Origin of the sequence: Vibrio sp. 1F169 (genome assembly GCF_041439605.1) — a bacterium.
GTDB lineage: Bacteria > Pseudomonadota > Gammaproteobacteria > Enterobacterales > Vibrionaceae > Vibrio > Vibrio tasmaniensis_A.
Map to the genome: position 1 here is coordinate 1 of NZ_JBGOOI010000060.1, position 21,774 is coordinate 21,774.

Sequence of the window (21,774 nt, forward strand, 5' to 3'; positions counted from 1 at the left end):
CCCCTCGCCGCGATTAAAACGCTTTTATCTCGAACAAAATTTAACCACGAAAGGTTAACACGCCCTAAGCAGGATAAATCCTGTAATACGCCCAAGAACCCTTTCTACGTCGTGCCTATTGCTAGCTATAAACTGAATCGTTTTTAGTTTGGGTTAGTTGTGCTGCGCGATGTCTTTTCAAATTCCATGGAGTCGGGAATGCGAAGTCTAATTTATATTGAACGCCTATTTAATCGTATCGGTGATGCACTGGGATGGCTTTCCAGTATGTTGTTTATCCTTCTTGTTGCGAACGTTGTGTATGACGTTGTGATGCGATACGCCTTTAACGATGTGTCTATCGCCTTCCAAGAAATGGAATGGCACCTTTTCTCAGCCGTATTCTTGCTAGGTGTTCCTTATGCCATCAAAGCGGGTGGCCATGTTCGAGTAGACGTGTTCTACGAACAATTGAGCTTTAAAGCGCAAGCCACTATTGACCTGCTCGGCACACTGATCTTTCTGATGCCTTTCTGTTTGCTGGTTGCTTGGTTTGGTATTGATGTTGCCAAAGAGAGTTATAACCTCGGCGAAACCTCAGGTGACCCGGGTGGCCTGCCATATCGGTGGATCATCAAAGCCATGATCCCGCTGTCATTTTTCTTAATGGCACTTAGTGGCGTGGGGTTAATCCTGCATTCATTGAACAAGATTTTTAATCCGCACCTTATCCATGCAAATAACACGCATGCAAATAATACTCATACAAAGAATAAGTAGAGGCTGAACATGATTGGAATAGTAATGTTTTTCGTAGCCTTGTTTGCACTTTTACTTGGCTTCCCTGTGGCGTTTACCTTTGGTGGTATCGCACTAATCTTTGGTGTTTGGGCGGAAGGCATCGAAATGTTCGCCTTCATGCCATATCGAATTCAATCGATCATGGAAAATACGGTGCTGATGGCCGTTCCATTGTTCGTTTTCATGGGGCTTGTTCTACAAAAGACCAAGCTTGCTGAGCAGTTACTTGAGTCTATGGGACGACTGTTTGGTGGTGTACGAGGTGGTATCGCAATCTCGACAGTTCTCGTAGGTTCACTGCTTGCCGCTTCAACCGGTGTGGTAGGCGCTTCTGTGGTTGCAATGGGGCTTATCTCGTTGCCCGTCATGCTCAAGTACAACTACGACAAAGGCTTAGCCTGCGGCACCATCTGTGCGTCTGGTACGTTAGGGCAAATCATTCCGCCATCCATTGTCTTGATTCTATTGGGGGACGTATTGGGTGTTCCGGTAGGTGACTTGTTCCAAGCCGCGATTTGGCCGGGCGTGATGTTAGTGGGGGCTTATATCGTTTATATCTTAATATACGCGAAGCTTAACCCTGAAGCCGCTCAACCAATTGAGCGTGATGATTCCATCAGCCGTAAACAAGAAGTCATCAACGCATTGAAAGCAATCATACCGCCACTCGCGCTGATTATTGTCGTATTGGGCTCTATCTTTGCGGGTGTTGCTACACCGACAGAGTCTGCTGCTCTGGGTGGTGCGGGTGCGATGGTACTCGCTTTACTCTACGGTCAGTTCAGTTGGTCGATGGTGTATGACGCCTCTAAAGAGACGGTGAAAGTAACGGCAATGGTATTTGCTATCTTGTTGGGTGCAACGGCATTCTCAATGGCGTTTACTTATACTGGCGGTGATTATCTGGTTGAAGAGTGGATGCTGCAGTTGCCGGGTGAGAAGTGGGGTTTCTTGATCATTACCATGTTGGTGATTTTGATTCTGGGTTTCTTCATCGACTTCGTAGAAATCTGTTTCATCATTGTGCCGATTATTGCGCCTGTTGCTGAACTGATGGGAATCAACATGACTTGGTTCGCAATCCTTATCGCGATGAACCTTCAAACCTCATTCTTGACGCCACCGTTTGGCTTCAGTTTGTTCTATCTAAAAGGGGTGGCACCAAAAGGTGTGACTACCAAGGATATCTACCGAGGCGTGATGCCTTTCATTTTGATTCAAATCCTCGTACTTGGATCACTTCTCGCTTTCCCATCTTTCTATGGAATGTGAGTGAAGCCTAGAATGTGAATGATATGTTTCAACGACTATCCATAAATTGATAAAGTAAAACGGCTTATTGATGTTCAATAAGCCGTTTTTTGTGAGGAAAAGGAATGCCTCTAAAAGTTAAGCTGATTTTGCTGACGCTACTCCCGTTGCTGATTGTAACGGCGAGCATTAGTTGGATCTCGTTACACCAAACTAAGACGTTGGGTGAGAAAGAGGTCGAAATCTTCCGAGACAGCTTAATAAAGTCGCGTGAAAACGCCCTCAAAGACACTGTTGATCTCGCATTTGATGCCATCGAACATATCTACAACGATCCCGATATCCAAGAAGCACAAGCCAAAAGAGAAGTTCGAACCATATTGTCTAAACTAAGGTATGGCTCTGACGGTTACTTCTTTGCGTATGATCGCCACGGAACCAATTTGGTTCATCCAATCCAGCCAGAGTTGATAGGGCAAAACTTACTTCAACTGCAAGATGAAGATGGCGACTTTCTGATAGAAGCCTTGTTAAGAGAAGCACAAACAGGCGGAGGATTTCACCAATACCTGTGGCAAAAGCCTTCAACCGGCGAAGTGGTCTCTAAGCTGAGCTATGCGGCTTGGTTAGAACGTTGGGATTGGATGATTGGCACGGGTTTGTATATTGAAGACGTGCATCAAGAAGTGGCCTCGATGCAGGCCGCAATTAACAAGAATATTGAAACCACGTTCTTTTCGATTGTGGTGATTCTGAGTGTGACGGTCGCGGTCATCATTGTACTGACCTTGGCTATTAACATGCATGAACATCGGATAGCGGATAACAACTTGAAGGAACTGGCGCATAAGACGGTGATGTTTCAAGAGGACGAAAAGAAGCATCTAGCGCGTGAGTTGCATGATGGTATTAACCAATTATTAGTGTCGAGTCGCTGTCACTTAGAACTGCTCGGTAATAAGCTACAAAGCGAAGACCTTAAAGCGCATTTGAATAAGTCTCAGCATTCACTGATGCGGGCAATCGAAGAGGTGAGGCATATTTCGCATCAACTTCGACCAAGTTCATTGGACGATATCGGCTTAGAAGCGGCGTTGTCTTCGCTGTTATTAGACTTTCAGGCACACTCGAGCATTGAAGTGGAAACCTTGTTTAATACGCAGCCGGGAAAGTTGAAATCAGAAGCTGCGACGACTTTATATCGAGTGGTGCAAGAGTCACTGAATAATATAGAGAAACACGCACAAGCGACCAAAGTAACGGTTATCGCACAGCAAATTGGCAATGTGTTGCAGTTGCTCATCCAAGATAATGGGGTTGGTTTTAATACCTATAAAGCAATGGAAAAGCGAGGTATTGGGTTACGTAACATGAGAGAACGGGTGGAGTTCATCGGTGGTGACTTTGAATTGATGAGTGAGGTTGGCTTTGGAACGGAAATTACAGTGTTACTGACACTAGAGGGATTAGTGAATGAGTGAAGTTATTCGAGTTGTGATTGCAGATGATCACCAAGTGGTACTGGATGGCTTTATGGCGAGATTAGAACTCGAGCCTGATATTAGCGTGATAGGTACAGCCAGCAATGGATTAGAAGCCGTTGAAATGGTTAAAGACCAGCGCCCTGATGTAGTGTTGATGGATATCAGCATGCCTATCATGAATGGTATTGATGCCACTCACCTGATTAAAGAGGAAGATCCTCAAGCTAAGGTGCTGATGCTGACCATGCATAACAACCGTGAATACATCATGAAGGTGATGCAATCGGGTGCTGTCGGCTATATGTTGAAAGAAATTTCGGCTGAAAAAATGGTGCAGGCAATCAAGACGGTCAATCAAGGCTCAACCTATTTCTGTGAAAAAGTGACTCAGAACTTGTTTACTCAGCCTATTACTCCCACACAATCTGTGAAGAACCCATTGAGTAGGCGTGAGGAAGCTGTGTTGAAATTAGTGGCTAAAGGGGAGAGCAGTAAAGAGATCGCGAAGGGATTAAATATCAGTTACCGAACGGTTGAAACCCATAGACAAAATATCAAGCATAAGCTCGACATTCACTCTACGGCAGAGCTTGCCAAGTATGCTGTTAGCTCTGGGCTTGTTGAGTGATGTTACGCTAAATTACAGTGAATGTGTAATTTAATTACCAAATGTGCCGTTTACACCCGTTTTTTGATGGTTTTTTTAGTATTTTTGCGACGAGTTGTTATTCTTCCTTTCGAAATTTAAGTGCCAAATGCAATGTTGCAAATTGTGCGCTACTAATTAGAGAGGATGCATGGAGCCTGTAAAGGATAGGTATAGTATTGATAATACTGATTATACCGTAGGACAAGATAATGTTCAGAAATGGGGTTTTGATGTTCATAACCCTGTATTTGGAATCAGTGCTGGGGCGATAATTGCTTTCCTGATTGCGCTTTTGGTTGCAGAACCTGAAACAGTTAAAGCGGCACTTGATGGCGTTAAGTGGAAAGTCATCGGTAACTTCGATGGTTTCTTTATGTGGGCTGCGAACCTTTTCGTATTTTTCTGTTTTGTCCTCATTATCTCCCCGTACGGAAAGATACGTATAGGTGGCGATGATGCTAAAGCAGAGCACTCTAACCTATCTTGGATGTCGATGTTATTCGCCGCAGGTATGGGTATTGGCCTCATGTTCTGGGGTGTGGCAGAGCCCGTTGCTTACTTTACCGGTTGGTATGAAACACCGCTCGGTGTTGAAGCGTATTCTCCCGAAGCGGCTAAGTTGGCACTCGGTGCAACCATCTACAACTGGGGCTTGCACGGTTGGGCAATCTACGCCGTTGTTGCTTTGTCTCTTGCCTTCTTTACTTTCAATAAAGGCTTACCGCTTTCTATTCGCTCAATCTTTTACCCGCTACTCGGTGACAGAACTTGGGGGTGGTTTGGTCATATCGTTGACATTGTCGCAGTACTTGCAACATTGTTTGGCCTTGCAACATCACTTGGCCTAGGTGCACAGCAAGCCGCAAGCGGTATTAACCATGTATTTGGTACCGATGGCGGTATTGGTATGCAGCTTATTGTTATTGCAGTGGTAACACTGTTGGCAACAATGTCGGTGATTCGCGGTATTAACGGTGGTGTTAAGGTTCTCAGCAACGTCAACATGGTTGTTGCATTAGGCTTGCTGATCTTCGTAACTATCGCGGGTGGCATGGCGGGTATTAAGGCGATACCAACCGCGCTAATGGGCTACATTGAGAACTTTATTCCTCTTAGCAACCCTCATGGTCGTGATGATGAAACATGGATGCAAGGTTGGACGGTATTTTACTGGGCTTGGTGGATTTCATGGTCACCATTCGTAGGCATGTTCATCGCTCGTATCTCTAAAGGTCGTACAATTCGTGAATTTATCGTTGCAGTCTTATTTATCCCGACGTCTGTCATTATCATTTGGATGGCTATTTTCGGTGGTATTGCGATTGACCAGGTGGCGAATAAAGTGGGTGAGATTGGTATAAATGGTCTGCAAGATATTACACTTTCTCTATTCCACACTTATGATGCGTTACCAATGAGCTCAGTGCTTTCAGTGGTATCGATTGGTTTGATTATGGTGTTCTTCATCACTTCATCAGACTCAGGTTCATTGGTTATTGATAGCATTACTTCTGGCGGAAAAGTCGATGCACCTGTTCCACAGCGTGTATTTTGGGCATTGATGGGCGGCGCGATTGCGGCGGTTCTACTGTGGGTTGGTGGTACTGAATCTATTCAGGCATTACAAGCTGGAACAGTCTCAATGGCACTACCATTTGCCTTCATATTATTGCTTATGTGCCTAAGTTTGTTTCTTGGTTTACGTACAGAGAATCAATTGGTTAAGCAGCAAAGTGCTTTGAGCTAAAAGTATTTTTTCAAATAGAGGCCGACTTAGTCGGCCTTTTTTTCGCCGTAAACATAAGTGATTATCTATATTTTGTTTGAAAATCCATCGAACTGATTCTAGTTTACTGAAAACAATAAGTTAACCTGCTAAACTTCAGACATCCAAGTATTTGAATTATTGTGACAACAGCTTGTACTACTTGGATCGTATGTTCGAGTTTGTGATTCAGTCACAGGAAAGTAAGGGATATGAGGTCAACAGACCTTATAAGTATTCCGTAGAGAGGAATAATGACTAAAGGTATAGATAAATACAGTATCGACAGTACGGATTACACTGTTGGTCAAGATAACGTCCAAAAATGGGGTTTTGACGTTCATAACCCAGTGTTTGGTATCAGTGCGGGACTCATCACTTTGTTCTTGATCGGTGTGCTGCTTACAGATACCGCTTCAGCAAAGTCAGCATTGGATGGTGTTAAATGGCAAATTATCAATTCATTTGATTGGTTGTTCATTTGGTCCGGTAATATTTTCGTTATTTTTTGCTTGGGCTTGATTGTTTCTCCGTTTGGTAAAATCCGCCTTGGTGGTGTTGATGCAACGGCAGATTACTCATTCATGTCTTGGTTATCGATGCTGTTTGCTGCAGGTATGGGTATTGGCTTGATGTTCTGGAGTGTCGCAGAACCTGCGGCTTACTACACAGGTTGGTATGAAACGCCACTTGGCGTAGAGGCAAATACACCAGAAGCTGCAAAACTAGCACTCGGTGCAACCATGTATCACTGGGGGCTTCACCCTTGGGCTATTTATGGTGTTGTGGCGCTTTCACTGGCTTTCTTCTCTTACAACAAGGGATTACCGCTTTCAATTCGTTCTATCTTCTACCCAATTTTAGGTGATAGAGCGTGGGGCTGGGCTGGTCACATCGTTGATATTCTTGCTGTACTTGCAACCCTGTTTGGTTTGGCGACATCGCTTGGCCTTGGTGCGCAGCAAGCCGCAAGTGGTATTCAGCATGTATTCGGCATTGAGGCAGGCTTAGGGTTACAAGTCATTGTTATTACCGTAGTAACTTTGCTAGCGGTCGTATCCGTACTTCGTGGTATTGATGGTGGCGTTAAAGTTATCAGTAACATCAACATGTTGGTTGCTTTCCTACTGCTTATCCTAGTAGCTCTAATCGGCTACGCAGTGACTCTAGGTTCAATCCCTACAACATTGATGGCATACATCGAGAACATCATTCCGTTGAGCAACCCTCACGGTCGTGAAGATGAAGCTTGGTTACATGGTTGGACTGTATTCTACTGGGCCTGGTGGATCTCATGGTCTCCATTTGTCGGTATGTTTATCGCGCGTGTTTCTAAAGGTCGTACTGTTCGTGAGTTCATTACAGCGGTACTGATTGTTCCAACGACAGTGACTATCATTTGGATGTCAGTGTTCGGTGGTATGGCAATTGATCAAATCGTGAATAAGGTTGGTACCCTAGGTCAAAATGGCTTAACTGATGTATCACTGGCAATGTTCCAAATGTTTGATGTATTGCCGTTTGGTACTCTGCTTTCAATCATTGCGGTTGTATTGGTTCTCGTATTCTTTATTACATCGTCTGACTCGGGCTCTTTAGTCATCGACAGTATTACCGCTGGTGGTAAAGTTGATACGCCAGTGCCTCAACGCGTATTCTGGGCGTTCCTTGAAGGTGCGATTGCAGTAGCTCTATTGTGGGTTGGCGGTACTGAAGCCGTTCAAGCTCTGCAAGCGGGTGCAATCTCAACAGCATTGCCATTCACCATCATTCTATTGTTGATGTGTGTGAGCCTACTAATGGGTATGCGAACAGAGAAAAGATAGACTACCTACTATTCGATTTTTCATCTTTTTGATGTCGAATACAAAGTAAAACAAAAGGCAGAAGAGGAAACTCTCCTGCCTTTTTTTATCCATTTTACAGCCTGTAAAACTGTATATATCGTAGAAATCGTCGTTGAAATGGCGCCTTGAATTTGGCGAAAAGCCAAGTAATTGGCGAAAGCTAAGTTTTTGGTTTTATTGCAAATATAATGTGATGTAAAACTGTGAAATAGCTCGAATCGTTTGCTTAAATTGGGTAGTATTCGCTAGATTATCCACTACTCGTGAAACTTTGACATGAAACTAACACTTAAGCAGAAGTTAATAGGTGCTAGCCTATCTGCTGTTGTCGTTATGGCAACAGCGTTAACTTGGTTATCAGCAAACCAATTATTTGAACAGACTCGTAACGGCGTATACCTGCGAGCTGAAAGCGTATCAGAAGCAGCATCTGAAGGTATTAAAAACTGGATTGATATCCGCACCGATATCGCATCAGCATTTAATGACTTTTCACGAGAGGATGATGTTGTTCCTTTCCTTAAGCAAGCTCGTGTAGCGGGTGGCTTTGACGATATCTTTTTAGGTACTCCAGAAGGCGGAATGTACCGTTCACATCCTGAACGTAATCGCGCCGGTTACGATCCTCGTCAACGCCCTTGGTACCAGGAAGCAAACGCAGCCGGTAAGCAAATTATTACAACCGCTTATCAAGATGCGATTACCCAAGCGCTTCTAGTTACGATTGCTGAACCTGTTCGTCATAACGGTAAGCTTGTTGGTGTTGTTGGTGCGGATGTACTTATTGATCAACTAGTCAACGATGTTATCAGCTTAGATGTTGGTGACAACGCTTACGCAATGCTCATTGATGCCTCTGACGGCACATTCCTAGCACACCCAGACTCAGCACTGAGCCTTAAGCCTGTAAGCCAGCTTTCAAACGACATTTCTATGCCTATCATCGAAAACGCAGTGCGTACGGGTAGCATCGAGATCATCAAAGAGCGCGGTGCTGAGAAGCTTCTTTACTTCACTAATGTGCCTAATACGAACTGGATTTTTGCAGTTCAGATGGACAAAGCAACTGAAGAAGCGAATCACTCAACACTACTTACTCAGTTGATCACAACGGCGGTCATTATTACGTTAATCGTAATCGTATTAGTGTCCTGGTTAGTGAGCTTCCTATTCCGTGATTTGAACCGTGTTTCAGCGGCACTTGAAGAAATTGCTTCAGGTGAGGGCGACCTTACACAACGTCTTGAGCCTAAGAGCGATGACGAAATTGGTAAGCTTGCTGAAAACTTCAACCGTTTTGTAGGCAACATGCACACCATGGTGATCAAGCTAAGCGAAGTCTCTGCTGCGCTAGGTAACCAAGCACGTCAAACGGCTTCTCAAGCTGAAGAGCGTAGTGCTCGCATTCAGATGCAACAAGACGAAATCAATATGGTAGCAACAGCCGTGAACGAAATGGCTGCAGCAACACAAGAGATTGCGGGTAATGCTGATCAAACTGCACAGAATTCATCTGAAGCTGTTGGCGCGTGTGAGCACGGTACGGGTCAAGTTACACAGACTCAAAGCTCAATCCAAAACCTTGCACAAGAAGTTCAAGTTGCAACGAACGTGATTCTTGAGCTTGAAGAGCACGGCAATAGCATCAACGCTATCTTGTCCAATATCCAAGGCATTGCTGAACAAACTAACTTACTTGCACTTAACGCAGCGATTGAAGCTGCCCGTGCTGGCGAACAAGGTCGCGGTTTTGCGGTTGTTGCTGATGAAGTGAGAGTTTTGAGCCAACGTACACACGGTTCAACTCAAGAAATTCAACAAACGATTGAATTACTGCAAGGTACAACGGGCAAAGCGGTAAGTATCATGAACGATAGCCGAACGCTTGCTGAAACCAGTGTTGATGACTCAAACTCAGCGGCCGCTAGCTTAACGCAAATTCATGCTGCTGTTGAACGTATCAGTGATATGGCGACTCAAATCGCTTCTGCTGCAGAAGAGCAAGCGTCAGTAACGTCTGAGATTACTCGTAACACTGAAGGAATCCGTGACGTATCTAACGAGCTAGCAGGTGAAGCGCACCAAGCTGCAGAACAAGCTGCTCAGCTTTCTGAACTGTCTAATGAACTAGAAAATGAAATCAGCCGTTTTAAGCTGTAATTATAGATAGATAGATAGATAGATAGATAGATAGATAGATAGATAGATAGAAGCCCCAACTTAGGTTGGGGCTTTTTTATGTTCGCTTTTTAGAAGAAGCAAAATGTCGTGATCTAATCATGCTGGGCTATTGTTTATTGAAGGTTAAACAGCCCGAGCGTGACACCGAATATGTTTTATTATGGCCTCTAAGCCTTGACTCCGACTGGCGCTAAGCTGAGATTTTAGGTCTAGCTGGCGGAACCAGTCTTTAATATCGAATTCTAGAACGCTCGCGGGTTGTTGGTTGTTATAGGCGATCAACACCAACGCCAGCAAACCTTTAACTAATGAAGAATCGCTGGTCGCTTGTATCGACATTTTATTCTGTTGACCGATGGAAAGATCTAGCCATACATTACTTTGGCAGCCTGCGATAAGATGTGTTTTATTCATCTTTGTCACAGGGAAGGGCTCTAATCGGTCCCCCAATTCTATCAAATACATATAACGTTCTTCCCAGTCAGCGCATCGCTCGAAGTTTTTCTGGAGCTTTTCAGGGGACATAAGCTACCTTAACAGTTGGTGGATTCGTTTTAGTGACTGGCACAAGGCATCTATGTCTTTGGGCCTTGTGTACATGCCAATCGATGCGCGACACAGCGAGTTCTGACCGAGTCGTTTTATAAGGGGCATTGCGCAGAGATGTCCGGTACGAATCGCAATACCATATCTATCTAAGAATGAACCCACATCAAAAGAGTGTTGGTTTTTCATATTAAAGGCCAAAACGCCGGTGCGGTTATCATCGTCGCCATAGAGCTCTATTGCTGGTACCTGTCTAATGCTCTCCACCAAATAATTCATTATATTTTTTTCATAGCCAGAGATCTCTTTGAAGCCGATAGCTTCAATGTAGTCTAGAGCGGCGCCTAAACCTAAAATGCCGGCAATATTCGGAGTACCTGCTTCGAACTTCCATGGCGCTTGGCCAAACGAGGTTCCCAAAGGCAGGGTCACTTGATCGATCATGGCTCCGCCGCCTTCCCATGGCACCATGTTGTCGAGATGTGTTTTTTTTGCATAAAGCACGCCGATGCCTGTCGGGCCATACAGTTTGTGCCCAGAGAAGGCGTAGAAATCACAATCGAGGTCCGTCACATTGACTTCATCGTGCATGACAGCTTGAGCACCGTCTACTAACACGGGAACTTTTGCTTTATGTGCAGCTTTGACTATCGTTTTAATTGGGTTTATGCGACCTAGAACATTCGATACGTGGCTAATCGCCAGCAGTTTTGTCTTTGTATTCATTAACGAAACAAGGTCGTTGGGATTCAAATAGCCATTTTTTGCCATTGGCCAAACACGAATGTCGACATTATAAATTTCAGAAAGCATCTGCCAGGGAACAAGGTTGGCGTGATGCTCCATTTCCGTCACGATGATTTCGTCACCCGCTTTTAACCTAGGGCGTAAATAGCTATTCGCAACGAGATTGATGGCCTCTGTCGTCCCTTTGGTGAAAACAATACTTTCTCGGGATTTAGCTGAAATGAACTGAGCAAGTTTTTCTCTTACTTGTTCCATTTCTTCGGTTGCTTTAGAGCTTAGGTAATGGACACCTCGATGAACACTCGCATAATCATGTTGATAAAACTGAGTCATGCGGTCGATAACGATTTGAGGGGTTTGGGCCGTCGCAGCACTGTCTAAATAGACCAAAGGCTTGTCGTAAACTTGAGTTCTTAGAGCTGGGAAGTCGTTAAACCAAGGGCTTGTCTTTTCGCTCGAATCAATCATTAGGACATCCTTTATTGAGTGACGCATTGATTTTATCTATCGCAGATTGTCTTAGGGCGGGGTGTTTAATTCTCTCGGTAACGCCAATGACAAACGCAGAGGTAATCATGTGTTCGGCTCGTTCTTTTGGTATACCTCTAGAGCGTAAGTAGTTGATTTGGTTTGGGTCGATTTGCCCTGTTGTTGCACCATGGCTGCATTTAACATCATCGGCATAAATCTCTAATTGAGGTTTAGAGTTAACTTGGGCGTCATCGCCTAGAATCAGACTGTGGGTGTCCATTTGCCCGTCTGTTTTTTGCGCGGTAGGGTCAACATAGATCATGCCGTCGAAAACAGACTTAGATTGGTTTCGAGCGATGGTTTTATGATTTTGTTCACTTTGGCAGTGGGGAGAGTTGTGTTTCAAATAGGTGCGAGTATCAAAAACTGCCTCACCTTGAGGTAGGGAAATACTGTCCATAGCGACAAAACCTTGTTCGCCAGTCAGTTCTGAACTTACTTGATGTCGTATCAATTGGCCGGAGTAGAGCAAGCAACAAGAGTAGGCGCTAGCATGCGCATTAACTATCAAATCGTTGTGACCGAAGTGATGTTGACTTAAGGCCTCTTCGACAATTTTAGTGTGATGATAGTGAGCACCACAACCAACGTGTTGTGTTAAGCGAGATAATGTTACGCCTCCACCACTACCTTGTGAAACATGGTGTTCGATGACGGTGACTTCCGCATGAGCTGCGACTTCAATATGGCTTCTGTAGCTTGATACATCACCTTGTTTTTCGGAATTGATATGCAGAAGATAAATAGGTTTCGATACCTGCGTATTCGCTTCGACCTCGATTAATACGCCACTTGAAGCGGTAGCATCAGTAATATAGGTAAAAGCGTCTGGCTTTATTGAACGAGATAGCTCATCGATTTCAATTGGAGAGAGCGCGCAGATGGGAGTCACTCGAACTTTTGGAATCCAGTCGGAGTATCGAGCTAAAAAGAAGCCGTCGACGAAGACTAATCGATAAGCATCAATGTCTAAACTGAATTTGTTGTATGGCGTGTTAGCTGTCGACTGCTGTGGTGCGCTGCTTAGCTCTAGTTCGTTTAATCGGTCAAGAGGCGTGTATTTCCAGTCCTCATGTTGAGGGGACGGTAACTCAACCCCAAGCAATTTAGACCATTGTTTTTTTTGCCACTCATGCGGTCGAACAAGGGTTTCAAATGAATCAAGCAATGAATGTTTATTGTTCATCAATGATCCACCCATAGCCTTTCTCTTCTAATTCTTGAGCTAACGTGTGGTCACCAGATTTTACAATCTTTCCTTGGTACAACACGTGCACGAAATCTGGTTTGATGTAATTGAGGATACGTTGATAGTGCGTGACCAAAATGAAAGCTCGTTGCTCATTCTGCAGCGCGTTTACACCTTCAGAGACGGCTTTAAGGGCATCAATATCTAGACCTGAGTCGGTCTCGTCTAGTATACAAAGATCAGGTGAGAGCACCGCCATTTGTAGAATGTCATTGCGCTTTTTCTCTCCACCAGAGAATCCCTCATTGACAGAGCGTTGGAGTAAATTTGCCGGCATCTTCAACAATTGCGCTTTTTCTTCCAATAGATCTTCAAAGTCAAAACGATCGATTGGTTCTAAGCCTCGATATTCACGAACCTCGTTGAGAGCTGTATTTAGAAAGAGTTTGTTACTGACACCTGGAATTTCGACAGGGTACTGAAAGGCTAAAAATACCCCTTCACCGGCTCTTTCCTCTGGATCTAGCTCTGTAAGATCTTGACCTTTGAAAACAATCTCACCACTGACGACCTCGTAATCATCCTTGCCTGCCAGTGTGGCGGATAGGGTACTTTTTCCCGACCCATTCGGTCCCATAATTGCGTGAACTTCACCAGGTTTAACAGTTAGGTTAATACCTTTTAGGATAGTATTTTCTTCAACGCTGACATGTAAATTTTTAATTTCTAACATTTTATCCCACACTATGCTCGAGGCTGATTGATAGAAGTTTTTGCGCTTCAACAGCGAATTCGAGTGGTAATTCTGAAAATACGTCTTTACAAAAACCATTGACGATCATGGATATGGCGTTGTCTTCACTGATCCCTCTTTGGGTGCAGTAAAACAGTTGATCTTGGCCAATTCGAGAGGTCGTCGCTTCGTGTTCAACGTGAGCAGACGGGTTTTTGACTTCGATATAAGGAAAAGTGTGAGCCCCACATTCGGCGCCGATTAACATTGAATCGCACTGAGTGAAGTTTCTCGCACCTTCTGCGTTGGGGGTGACTTTAACCAGCCCTCGGTAACTGTTCTGGCTTTTGCCTGCTGAAATCCCTTTTGAAATGATGGTAGAGCGAGAGTGTTTTCCTATATGAACCATCTTAGTGCCGGTATCGGCTTGTTGAACGCCATTCGTTAAAGCGACGGAGAAAAACTCACCGACAGAGTAGTCTCCTTTGAGAATCACGCTTGGGTACTTCCACGTTATCGCAGAGCCTGTTTCTGATTGAGTCCAAGACATTTTGCTGTACTCGCCTTCGCAAACCGCACGTTTGGTTACGAAGTTGAGTATGCCGCCTTGTGAATCCTCTGCTCCTGAGAACCAGTTTTGCACAGTGGAATATTTAACTTCAGCACGCTTGTGAATGATGACTTCTACGACGGCGGCGTGAAGCTGATAGGTATCTCTCATCGGGGCAGAGCAACCTTCGATGTAGCTGACGTATGAGTCCTCATCAGCCACTAAAATTGTTCTTTCAAACTGGCCTGTTTTTGCTTGGTTTATTCGAAAGTAGGTAGAGAGTTCTCTTGGGCATCTCACACCTTTAGGGATGTAAACAAAAGTGCCGTCAGAGGCAACAGAGGCATTCAAAGCCGCAAAGAAGTTATCTTCAGGTGGAACAACGGTGCCTAGGTATTGCTGCACGAGTTCAGGGTATTCTTGGATAGCTTCGCTGAATGAACAGAAGATGATTCCGAGTTCTTTCAGTTCGTTTTGATAGGTAGTGGTGACGGAAACTGAATCGAAGATTGCATCAACAGCAATTTCTGAACCTTCTCTAACTGGAATCCCCAGTGTTTCAAAGGCTGTCTCGACTTCTTCGGTTAAAAATTCATTCGAGCCATCATCACTATCTTTGTCACAACTATCTTTGTCGCAGCTAGAGCAACTTGGGGCGGAGTAGTAACTGTAATCTTGGTAATTTAGGTCTGGATAATCGGCTTTTAACCAATGCGGTTCCTCCATCGTTCGCCATTTACGGAATGCTTTGAGACGAAACTCCAACATCCATTCGGGTTCGTTACGTTTTGCGGAGATTGCTCGAACGACTTGTTCGTTGATTCCCTTCGACAAAGTATCTGAAGATAACTCAGTGTAGAAACCTTCACGATAGTGACTGCTCTGCAGTAACTCTGTAACTTCAGGCTGCGTGTCAATTTCTGGTTGCGTTTCAACGTCAAGTAGCGTTTTAGCTTCAGACTGCGTTTCTAATGCGCACATGGTTAAACTCCAAAACTCTCGCCACATCCACAAAGGTTCTTCACTTTGGGATTATTGTATACAAAATTACTGTTTAAACCCTGACGCACAAAGTCGATCTCTGTGCCATCGATCATAGGTAGGGCTTTGAGTGCAATATAGAAAATGACGTCATGTGATTCGTACTTGATGTCGTCATCGGATGGCGAATCGATCAGCGCCACTTCATATGCAAACCCCGTACAGCCAGAGGACTTAACCGTGAGGTGGAAGTGCTTTTGCCCATGTGATAACTGGGAAATTCTGTTTGCGGCACTTTCACTTAACGTAACGCCTTGCCACTCCATATCATGTATGGATATGTCATTAGAACCGGAACTCGAAATACTCACCTTACTGCTCCATATTTGACTGGTGATAATAGATGATATTGATTATCATTTGCATATCAACCATGTATTGTCTATGGTCTTTAGGTCGGGGATCAATATGTTGACAAAACATAAATCCCAAATACTATATGTGCCATTGCTTGTTAATAATGATTATCATTAAGATTTAATTGAGGTTGTATAATATGGATGTCATCGTTTATTCCAAGCCACAGTGTGTGCAATGCACAGCAACGGTTAAGGCGTTACAGAGCAAAGGTATTGAGCATACAGTTGTTGATTTAACGTGCGACGAAATCGCAATGGAAAGGGTTCAATCAATGGGGTATCGACAAGCTCCCGTGGTTGTCGCCAATGACCGCCATTGGTCCGGTTTTAGACCTGACATGATCAGCGCGTTGGGTTAATGATTGTTTACTATTCTAGCGCTTCAGGGAATACGAAGCGGTTTGTCGAACAGCTAGGATTACCTGCGATCAGGCTTCCTACTGAGGCCAATGAAAGGGCGCTAGAGATTGAGCAACCATTCGTACTCATATGCCCGACTTATGCCGATGGTGAGGGGCGAGGAGCTGTGCCTAACTCTGTTATAAGTCTATTGAATAACCCGAATAATCGAGCATTGATTAAAGGTGTGATTGCTTCGGGAAATCGAAACTTTGGAGCTCTTTTTGCTCGCGGAGGTGCCATTGTCGCTGAAAAATGCAATGTACCGCTGTTGTATCGTTTCGAACTATCTGGAACCCAGAGCGATATTGATATCGTGACAAATGGGTTAGAACAATTTTGGAAACATCATGGATAACCACTTTGAGAACGAGTCCCTTGACTACCATGCTTTAAACGCAATGTTGAATCTACTTGATGAACAAGGGACGATTCAGTTTGAGGCAGATAAGCAAGCGGCTCGACAGTTTTTCTTACAACACGTTAATCAAAATACCGTTTTCTTTCATAATTTAGACGAGAAGATCGACTATTTGCTCAGAGAGGGATATTACGAGGCTCAAGTTATTGAGCAATATGATCGCAGTTTTCTTCATCAAATCTGGGCAAACGCCTATCAAGCCAAATTTCGATTCCGAACGTTCTTAGGTGCTTATAAGTTTTTTACTTCCTATGCATTGAAAACTCGTGATGGTAAGCGATATTTAGAAAGGTTCGAAGACCGAGTGGTTATGACTGCACTGTTACTGGCTCGTGGTGACTGTGAATTTGCACTGGCACTAATGGAAGAAATCATTCATCAGCGCTTTCAACCGGCTACGCCCACTTTTATTAACTCCGGCAAAAAGAGCCGTGGTGAATTAATCTCCTGCTTTTTGTTGAGAATTGAAGACAATATGGAGAGCATCGGTCGTGCGATTAACTCATCGTTGCAACTCTCACGTCGTGGCGGTGGTGTTGCTTTACTTCTGACGAATTTAAGAGAGCAAGGTGCGCCTATTAAGGGGATCTTAAATCAAAGTTCAGGTGTCGTCCCCGTGATGAAATTGCTTGAAGACAGTTTCTCGTATGCAAACCAATTGGGGTCTAGGCAAGGCGCCGGCGCTGTCTATCTCAATGTTCATCATCCAGACATCATGCAATTTCTTGATACAAAAAGAGAAAATGCCGATGAGAAAATTAGAATTAAGACCTTGAGCCTTGGTGTTGTCATCCCCGATATTACTCTGGAATTAGCCAAGCAAAACAAAGATATGTACTTGTTTTCTCCCCATGATGTTGAGCGAGTGTATGGCGTACCTTTCTCTGAAATTAGCGTGACGGAGAAGTACCATGAAATGGTGGACGACCCGAGGATCCGCAAAGGGAAAATGAGTGCAAGAGGCCTTTTCCAAACGCTTGCCGAGATCCAATTTGAGTCGGGCTATCCATACATTATGTTCGAAGATACGGTTAATCAGGCTAACCCCATTCAGGGGCGTGTAAATATGTCTAACTTGTGTTCGGAAATATTGCAGGTCAACGAGGCGTCAAATTATGATGATGACTTGAACTATAGTCATGTCGGGCGAGATATTTCGTGCAATTTAGGCTCGATCAATATTGCTAAAGCCTTGGATGGAGGCCAGTTATCTCAAACCGTTGATACCGCAATTCGAGCATTAAATGCAGTGTCAGAGATGAGCGCAATCAACAGTGTTCCGTCGATAAGAAAGGGCAACGATGAAAGTCATGCTATTGGTTTAGGTCAGATGAACTTGCATGGGTTTTTGGCTAGAGAACGCATTCACTATGATTCACCAGAGGCCATTGATTTCACCAGCAGTTATTTTGCCTGTGTTTTATATCACTGTCTCGTGGCTTCCAATAAGTTGGCACAAGAGAAAAAGAGTACGTTCAAAGGGTTCGAAGATTCTAGTTACAGTGATGCGTCTTTCTTCGACAAATATTTGCAGCAGGATTTCTCGCCAAAATTGGACGTGGTCCAAGATCTCTTTAGCCGTTTAGATATACGAATACCCACCGTGTCTGAGTGGAACGAATTGAAACAACTCGTCATGAGCTCAGGGCTATACAACCGATACTTACAGGCCATTCCTCCTACAGGCTCAATTAGCTATATCAACGACTCTACCGCTTCTATTCATCCCGTTACCGCTAAAGTGGAGATAAGAAAAGAGGGTAAAATTGGGCGAGTTTACTTCCCTGCGCCGTATTTGAATAACTCCAATTTAGAGTACTTCCGTGATGCCTTTTCCATAGGCCCTAAGGCAATAATCGATGTCTATGCAGCGGCCACTGAACATGTTGATCAAGGCCTTTCATTAACTTTGTTTTTTGACGATGAGGTAACGACGAGAGATATCAACAAAGCTCAGATCTACGCATGGAAAAAGAAAATTAAAACGCTTTACTACATCCGAATGCGACAGAAAGCATTAGAAGGTACTCAAGTCGAAGGGTGCGTGTCGTGCTCACTGTAATAAAGGGATAAACGCAATGAAAAAGATGGAATCCGGACCTGTTCAAGCGATTAACTGGAATCGTATGATTGATGGTAAAGATCTAGAGATTTGGAATCGCCTGACGGTTAATTTTTGGCTGCCTGAAAAGGTACCTTTATCCAATGATATTCAAACATGGAAGCAACTAACTGAAGAAGAGCAAACGCTAACGATTAGAGTTTTTACCGGTTTAACGTTACTCGACACGATTCAGAATACGGTGGGTGCGCCAGCCTTGATGGAAGATGCGAGAACACCTCATGAAGAAGCGGTATTAACTAACATCGCTTTTATGGAGGCAGTTCATGCTCGTAGCTACTCTTCTGTATTCTCAACTTTGTGTACTACGCCGCAAATTGATGAAGCCTTTCGCTGGGCTGAAGAGGCCCCTCTGTTACAGAAAAAAGCACAGATTATCCTCGACGATTATTTGGCTGAAGGCGATCCGCTAAAGAAAAAAGTGGCCAGTGTTTTTCTAGAGAGTTTCTTATTCTATTCTGGGTTTTATCTACCCATGCATTGGTCGAGTCGGGCTAAACTGACCAATACAGCGGATTTGATCCGTCTGATTATTCGTGATGAGGCGATTCATGGTTACTACATTGGATACAAATTTCAACTCGCTTACCAATCTCTTAGTGAGGAAGAACAGGCGAGAGTTAAGGATGAAGCTTATTCATTAATGTTCTCTCTTTATGAAATCGAAACGCAATATACCGAATCGCTTTATGATCCTGTTGGCTTAACTGAAGATGTGAAGCATTTTCTACATTACAATGCCAACAAGGCATTGATGAATCTAGGGTTTGAAGCATTGTTCCCGGATGAGTTATGTCAGGTTAACCCTGCTATCATGGCCGCCTTGTCGCCAAATGCTGACGAAAATCATGACTTCTTTTCTGGTTCTGGATCTTCTTATGTCATAGGTAAAGCTGTCGCTACTGAAGACGATGACTGGGACTTTTGAACAAATAGCCCGAGTATGAACTCGGGCTTGAAAGAGGATTACTTACCCTTGAATCGACATCATCGTTCTAAGGCCAGCCGTTTGAAAATTAGGTCACTCAGACGGCAAATTTTGCTTTAACTCTAAAAGCATTTTATAAGCACTTTCGCCAGACATTTCGTATGGGTTAAATTGATCCGAAGTCGAAAATTGTAAGTTCAACAGTTCAGTCAAATTAGACTGCGGAATGTCTCCCATCGACCAATCTCCAAACTCTCGACAATCAACTTCCTTAAAATACAGTATGGTCACTCTCTCGTGCCGCTTATCGTTTAGGATGTGATTGTAGGTATGGTTTACCGCCTCCCTAGAGCCTTCAATGCATTGAAGAAAGTACTTTTGATTATGACTGAGAAGCCCTGTTAGATGGCTCTGCCGGTTGTGGTCTCGTGAGATAGTGAGTATTTCATCCAGTGCTTTGGAATCACAACATTCGGAAAGTGTACTGACATAAATTAACCGAGTTAGGAACATAGGCATCATTTCGAATTTTTGTTCAAAGGGTATTAATAAATATAAGCCAAGCTCATGGAATTGCGAGTTATTGACCTAATTGTCACTCGGGGGCTTTCGGAAGAGAAGAGGATGGCGATGAAGTCGCAAAGGACAGCTAGCAAGATGCGCTAAAATGAGCCGAATATTGGACATTCAATCATTCTAGCGACCTGCTTGCATCGAGTCTCTCGTTAGTCGTTAAGAACCGAAATCGATTCGACGTTGGAAGATGCATCGAATCGAACATTGACCAATACGCTTTCACGTTCAAAAGTCACATCATCAAAATCAGTGGCTGCGATCTTAAATCCATTCCTTGCGAATAAACTGGTCACTGTTGTTCGTTGTTTCTGTTCCATGGCGCTTGTCAGTAGTTCGTTCATTGTGATCTCCATTAAGTAACCGTGTGCATAGTGTAAGCGTACAGGGTCTACGTTATGAGTTCAATTGCTTAATTAATAAGCTGTGTTGATGAGTTCAATTGAATGATTTTGGTATTCCAAAATGTGATAAATAAGAGGGTGGATGGCCGTATTACCTATGATAAGTATGGTGTAATGTGACCACCGTTCAGTAGACTTTTGGGTAGGGGTTTATTTAAAAAAATTCAATGTAATAAGTGGTTACAAATCGAACTAGTGTGGTTTGTGGTTTTACGTTTTTTCGAAATTACTTTGTATTGGTTCAGGTTATTGCGATGTCGCATCTTCGGCATCCTGTTTTAATCTTTAGCCATAAACGGACTTGATGACTTGATGGATTAGTAATTCTGCCGTTGCTTTTTGGATGTTGGGGTTTTTCAATTTAAGCGATAAGTCTTTGATCTAATGAGCAAGAAGGAACGTATTTCTGTTCATTTAATTGAAGATGAGTAGGCAAAGATGTTATCTAAAGAGACTGAATCAAGAATTATTGAAATGGCGTGGGAAGACAGAACGCCGTTTGAAGCAATAGAACTGCAATTTGGTTTAAATGAATCAGAGGTGATTCGCTTGATGCGCAGTCGTTTGAAGCTTGGCAGTTTCAAGTTGTGGCGTACTCGCGTTTCTGGTCGCTCTACCAAGCACGTAAAACTTCGTAGCTCAGATGTATCTAGAGGTTATTGCCCTACTCAGTATAAGCATCGTTAAATTGATACTTACGTAGATTTGTAGCCTCAATGGATATCCCTGTATGGAAAAGAAAGGAATAAAAGGAATGAAAAAGTTTATTACTCTATTTTTGGTATTGCTCTGCTTTGGTGTCAGCCATGTTCAGGCCAATGATGCGCGACTTAAGCAAGCTTACCAAAATCACAAAAGTGATGTTCAAGTACGTGGGTCGGGTTTAGTTTCACGATTACTTCCAGACGATAATAAAGGCTCTCGACATCAGAAGTTTATCTTAAGGCTCGACAGCGGACAAACTTTGCTGGTGGCACATAATATTGATTTAGCTCCTCGTATTCAGGGATTGAGAAAGGGCGATAGAGTTGAATTTTATGGGGAGTATGAATGGAACAAGAAAGGTGGCGTGATGCACTGGACCCACAAAGACCCTCGGAATCACCATGCTCATGGCTGGCTGAAGCATAATGGGAAAATATACGAATAGACGACACTTGGCATGGCATATCTGCCATTGAAGAGCATCGTAGAAGGGTGTTAGAGATAGGTAGTGAAAGGGTGCCTATCACTGGGTTTTGTTGTAACTTGGTTTTTAGTGATTTAATAATTTG

Annotated in this window: 21 protein-coding genes; 13 read left to right on the forward strand and 8 right to left on the reverse strand. The window is 43.7% G+C overall.

Annotated elements, in window-relative coordinates; all coding sequences use genetic code 11:
* The first annotated feature begins 186 nt into the window (after window positions 1-186).
* The 7 genes from ACED53_RS18100 to ACED53_RS18130 all read left to right on the forward strand — a co-directional run bounded on the left by ACED53_RS18100 (window position 187) and on the right by ACED53_RS18130 (window position 9,936).
* Complete coding sequence (locus ACED53_RS18100) at window positions 187-759, forward strand: TRAP transporter small permease subunit (RefSeq protein ID WP_050546908.1); 573 nt, start codon at window positions 187-189, stop codon at window positions 757-759.
* A gap of 9 nt (window positions 760-768) precedes the next feature.
* Window positions 769-2,052, forward strand: a complete 1,284-nt coding sequence (locus ACED53_RS18105) for a TRAP transporter large permease subunit (protein WP_009847136.1) — start codon at window positions 769-771, stop codon at window positions 2,050-2,052.
* A 104-nt stretch (window positions 2,053-2,156) separates the two neighbouring features.
* Complete coding sequence (locus tag ACED53_RS18110) at window positions 2,157-3,512, forward strand: cache domain-containing protein (protein ID WP_017098863.1); 1,356 nt, start codon at window positions 2,157-2,159, stop codon at window positions 3,510-3,512.
* On the forward strand, window positions 3,505-4,143 hold the full coding sequence (locus ACED53_RS18115) for a response regulator transcription factor (RefSeq protein ID WP_017098862.1): 639 nt from the start codon (window positions 3,505-3,507) through the stop codon (window positions 4,141-4,143). Before ACED53_RS18110 ends, ACED53_RS18115 begins: the two co-directional genes overlap by 8 nt.
* A 169-nt stretch (window positions 4,144-4,312) precedes the next feature.
* Window positions 4,313-5,911, forward strand: coding sequence for a BCCT family transporter (locus ACED53_RS18120; RefSeq protein ID WP_017101415.1), 1,599 nt, complete (start codon window positions 4,313-4,315; stop codon window positions 5,909-5,911).
* A gap of 272 nt (window positions 5,912-6,183) precedes the next feature.
* Window positions 6,184-7,755 (forward strand): BCCT family transporter, encoded by a 1,572-nt coding sequence (locus ACED53_RS18125; RefSeq protein ID WP_009847132.1) that lies wholly within the window; start codon window positions 6,184-6,186, stop codon window positions 7,753-7,755.
* A gap of 297 nt (window positions 7,756-8,052) precedes the next feature.
* Entirely contained in the window at window positions 8,053-9,936 is a 1,884-nt protein-coding gene (locus ACED53_RS18130) for a methyl-accepting chemotaxis protein (protein WP_017101414.1), read from the forward strand.
* A gap of 144 nt (window positions 9,937-10,080) precedes the next feature.
* Here the strand turns inward: ACED53_RS18130 and ACED53_RS18135 are convergent, their stop codons facing one another.
* Genes ACED53_RS18135 through ACED53_RS18160 form a run of 6 tightly spaced genes read right to left on the reverse strand, consistent with a single transcriptional unit; the run spans window position 10,081 to window position 15,605 of the window.
* Window positions 10,081-10,482 carry a SufE family protein gene (locus tag ACED53_RS18135; RefSeq protein WP_017101413.1) on the reverse strand — a complete coding sequence of 134 codons (402 nt, stop codon included), beginning with the start codon at window positions 10,480-10,482 and terminating at the stop codon, window positions 10,081-10,083.
* 3 nt (window positions 10,483-10,485) lie between these two features.
* Window positions 10,486-11,718, reverse strand: a complete 1,233-nt coding sequence (locus ACED53_RS18140; RefSeq protein ID WP_017101412.1) for a SufS family cysteine desulfurase — start codon at window positions 11,716-11,718, stop codon at window positions 10,486-10,488.
* Complete coding sequence (gene sufD / locus ACED53_RS18145; protein ID WP_241810847.1) at window positions 11,711-12,967, reverse strand: Fe-S cluster assembly protein SufD; 1,257 nt, start codon at window positions 12,965-12,967, stop codon at window positions 11,711-11,713. Before sufD ends, ACED53_RS18140 begins: the two co-directional genes overlap by 8 nt.
* Window positions 12,957-13,703, reverse strand: coding sequence for a Fe-S cluster assembly ATPase SufC (sufC, locus tag ACED53_RS18150; protein ID WP_009847127.1), 747 nt, complete (start codon window positions 13,701-13,703; stop codon window positions 12,957-12,959). Before sufC ends, sufD begins: the two co-directional genes overlap by 11 nt.
* Before the next feature lies 1 nt (window position 13,704).
* Window positions 13,705-15,234, reverse strand: a complete 1,530-nt coding sequence (gene sufB / locus ACED53_RS18155; protein WP_241816743.1) for a Fe-S cluster assembly protein SufB — start codon at window positions 15,232-15,234, stop codon at window positions 13,705-13,707.
* Between the two features lie 2 nt (window positions 15,235-15,236).
* Window positions 15,237-15,605 carry an iron-sulfur cluster assembly accessory protein gene (locus ACED53_RS18160; protein ID WP_009847125.1) on the reverse strand — a complete coding sequence of 123 codons (369 nt, stop codon included), beginning with the start codon at window positions 15,603-15,605 and terminating at the stop codon, window positions 15,237-15,239.
* 185 nt (window positions 15,606-15,790) lie between these two features.
* Between ACED53_RS18160 and nrdH the strand changes: the two genes are divergently transcribed.
* Genes nrdH through nrdF form a run of 4 tightly spaced genes read left to right on the forward strand, consistent with a single transcriptional unit; the run spans window position 15,791 to window position 19,523 of the window.
* Window positions 15,791-16,012 (forward strand): glutaredoxin-like protein NrdH, encoded by a 222-nt coding sequence (nrdH, locus tag ACED53_RS18165; protein WP_009847124.1) that lies wholly within the window; start codon window positions 15,791-15,793, stop codon window positions 16,010-16,012.
* Window positions 16,012-16,410 (forward strand): class Ib ribonucleoside-diphosphate reductase assembly flavoprotein NrdI, encoded by a 399-nt coding sequence (gene nrdI / locus ACED53_RS18170; RefSeq protein WP_012604288.1) that lies wholly within the window; start codon window positions 16,012-16,014, stop codon window positions 16,408-16,410. The genes nrdH and nrdI overlap by 1 nt, the downstream gene beginning before the upstream one ends.
* Window positions 16,403-18,535 (forward strand): class 1b ribonucleoside-diphosphate reductase subunit alpha, encoded by a 2,133-nt coding sequence (gene nrdE, locus ACED53_RS18175; protein ID WP_017101408.1) that lies wholly within the window; start codon window positions 16,403-16,405, stop codon window positions 18,533-18,535. Before nrdI ends, nrdE begins: the two co-directional genes overlap by 8 nt.
* A 16-nt stretch (window positions 18,536-18,551) precedes the next feature.
* Window positions 18,552-19,523, forward strand: coding sequence for a class 1b ribonucleoside-diphosphate reductase subunit beta (gene nrdF / locus ACED53_RS18180; RefSeq protein ID WP_017101407.1), 972 nt, complete (start codon window positions 18,552-18,554; stop codon window positions 19,521-19,523).
* 93 nt (window positions 19,524-19,616) lie between these two features.
* Here the strand turns inward: nrdF and ACED53_RS18185 are convergent, their stop codons facing one another.
* Together ACED53_RS18185 and ACED53_RS18190 are read right to left on the reverse strand one after the other, a co-directional pair.
* Window positions 19,617-20,036 (reverse strand): BLUF domain-containing protein, encoded by a 420-nt coding sequence (locus ACED53_RS18185; protein ID WP_017097344.1) that lies wholly within the window; start codon window positions 20,034-20,036, stop codon window positions 19,617-19,619.
* A 212-nt stretch (window positions 20,037-20,248) separates the two neighbouring features.
* Window positions 20,249-20,440: a hypothetical protein gene (locus ACED53_RS18190; RefSeq protein WP_009847119.1), complete on the reverse strand. Its 192-nt coding sequence runs from the start codon at window positions 20,438-20,440 to the stop codon at window positions 20,249-20,251.
* Window positions 20,441-20,938: 498 nt separating this feature from the next.
* Between ACED53_RS18190 and ACED53_RS18195 the strand changes: the two genes are divergently transcribed.
* Window positions 20,939-21,187 carry a TIGR03643 family protein gene (locus tag ACED53_RS18195; protein WP_009847118.1) on the forward strand — a complete coding sequence of 83 codons (249 nt, stop codon included), beginning with the start codon at window positions 20,939-20,941 and terminating at the stop codon, window positions 21,185-21,187.
* Window positions 21,188-21,254: 67 nt separating this feature from the next.
* A complete protein-coding gene (locus ACED53_RS18200; protein WP_029225537.1) occupies window positions 21,255-21,650 on the forward strand; it encodes a DUF3465 domain-containing protein in 396 nt (131 codons plus the stop codon).
* Window positions 21,651-21,774 lie beyond the last annotated feature (124 nt).

Bases quoted from the DNA above. Each gene is read 5' to 3' on its own strand.
- nrdF (WP_017101407.1), top strand. From the start codon at position 18,552: ATGAAAAAGATGGAATCCGGACCTGTTCAAGCGATTAACTGGAATCGT.
- sufC (WP_009847127.1), bottom strand. From the start codon at position 13,703: ATGTTAGAAATTAAAAATTTACATGTCAGCGTTGAAGAAAATACTATC.
- ACED53_RS18200 (WP_029225537.1), top strand. From the start codon at position 21,255: ATGAAAAAGTTTATTACTCTATTTTTGGTATTGCTCTGCTTTGGTGTC.
- ACED53_RS18190 (WP_009847119.1), bottom strand. From the start codon at position 20,440: ATGAACGAACTACTGACAAGCGCCATGGAACAGAAACAACGAACAACA.
- ACED53_RS18105 (WP_009847136.1), top strand. From the start codon at position 769: ATGATTGGAATAGTAATGTTTTTCGTAGCCTTGTTTGCACTTTTACTT.
- ACED53_RS18115 (WP_017098862.1), top strand. From the start codon at position 3,505: ATGAGTGAAGTTATTCGAGTTGTGATTGCAGATGATCACCAAGTGGTA.
- nrdI (WP_012604288.1), top strand. From the start codon at position 16,012: ATGATTGTTTACTATTCTAGCGCTTCAGGGAATACGAAGCGGTTTGTC.
- ACED53_RS18135 (WP_017101413.1), bottom strand. From the start codon at position 10,482: ATGTCCCCTGAAAAGCTCCAGAAAAACTTCGAGCGATGCGCTGACTGG.
- nrdH (WP_009847124.1), top strand. From the start codon at position 15,791: ATGGATGTCATCGTTTATTCCAAGCCACAGTGTGTGCAATGCACAGCA.
- ACED53_RS18125 (WP_009847132.1), top strand. From the start codon at position 6,184: ATGACTAAAGGTATAGATAAATACAGTATCGACAGTACGGATTACACT.
- ACED53_RS18100 (WP_050546908.1), top strand. From the start codon at position 187: ATGGAGTCGGGAATGCGAAGTCTAATTTATATTGAACGCCTATTTAAT.
- ACED53_RS18120 (WP_017101415.1), top strand. From the start codon at position 4,313: ATGGAGCCTGTAAAGGATAGGTATAGTATTGATAATACTGATTATACC.
- ACED53_RS18130 (WP_017101414.1), top strand. From the start codon at position 8,053: ATGAAACTAACACTTAAGCAGAAGTTAATAGGTGCTAGCCTATCTGCT.
- ACED53_RS18140 (WP_017101412.1), bottom strand. From the start codon at position 11,718: ATGATTGATTCGAGCGAAAAGACAAGCCCTTGGTTTAACGACTTCCCA.
- sufD (WP_241810847.1), bottom strand. From the start codon at position 12,967: ATGAACAATAAACATTCATTGCTTGATTCATTTGAAACCCTTGTTCGA.
- nrdE (WP_017101408.1), top strand. From the start codon at position 16,403: ATGGATAACCACTTTGAGAACGAGTCCCTTGACTACCATGCTTTAAAC.
- sufB (WP_241816743.1), bottom strand. From the start codon at position 15,234: ATGTGCGCATTAGAAACGCAGTCTGAAGCTAAAACGCTACTTGACGTT.
- ACED53_RS18185 (WP_017097344.1), bottom strand. From the start codon at position 20,036: ATGTTCCTAACTCGGTTAATTTATGTCAGTACACTTTCCGAATGTTGT.
- ACED53_RS18110 (WP_017098863.1), top strand. From the start codon at position 2,157: ATGCCTCTAAAAGTTAAGCTGATTTTGCTGACGCTACTCCCGTTGCTG.
- ACED53_RS18195 (WP_009847118.1), top strand. From the start codon at position 20,939: ATGTTATCTAAAGAGACTGAATCAAGAATTATTGAAATGGCGTGGGAA.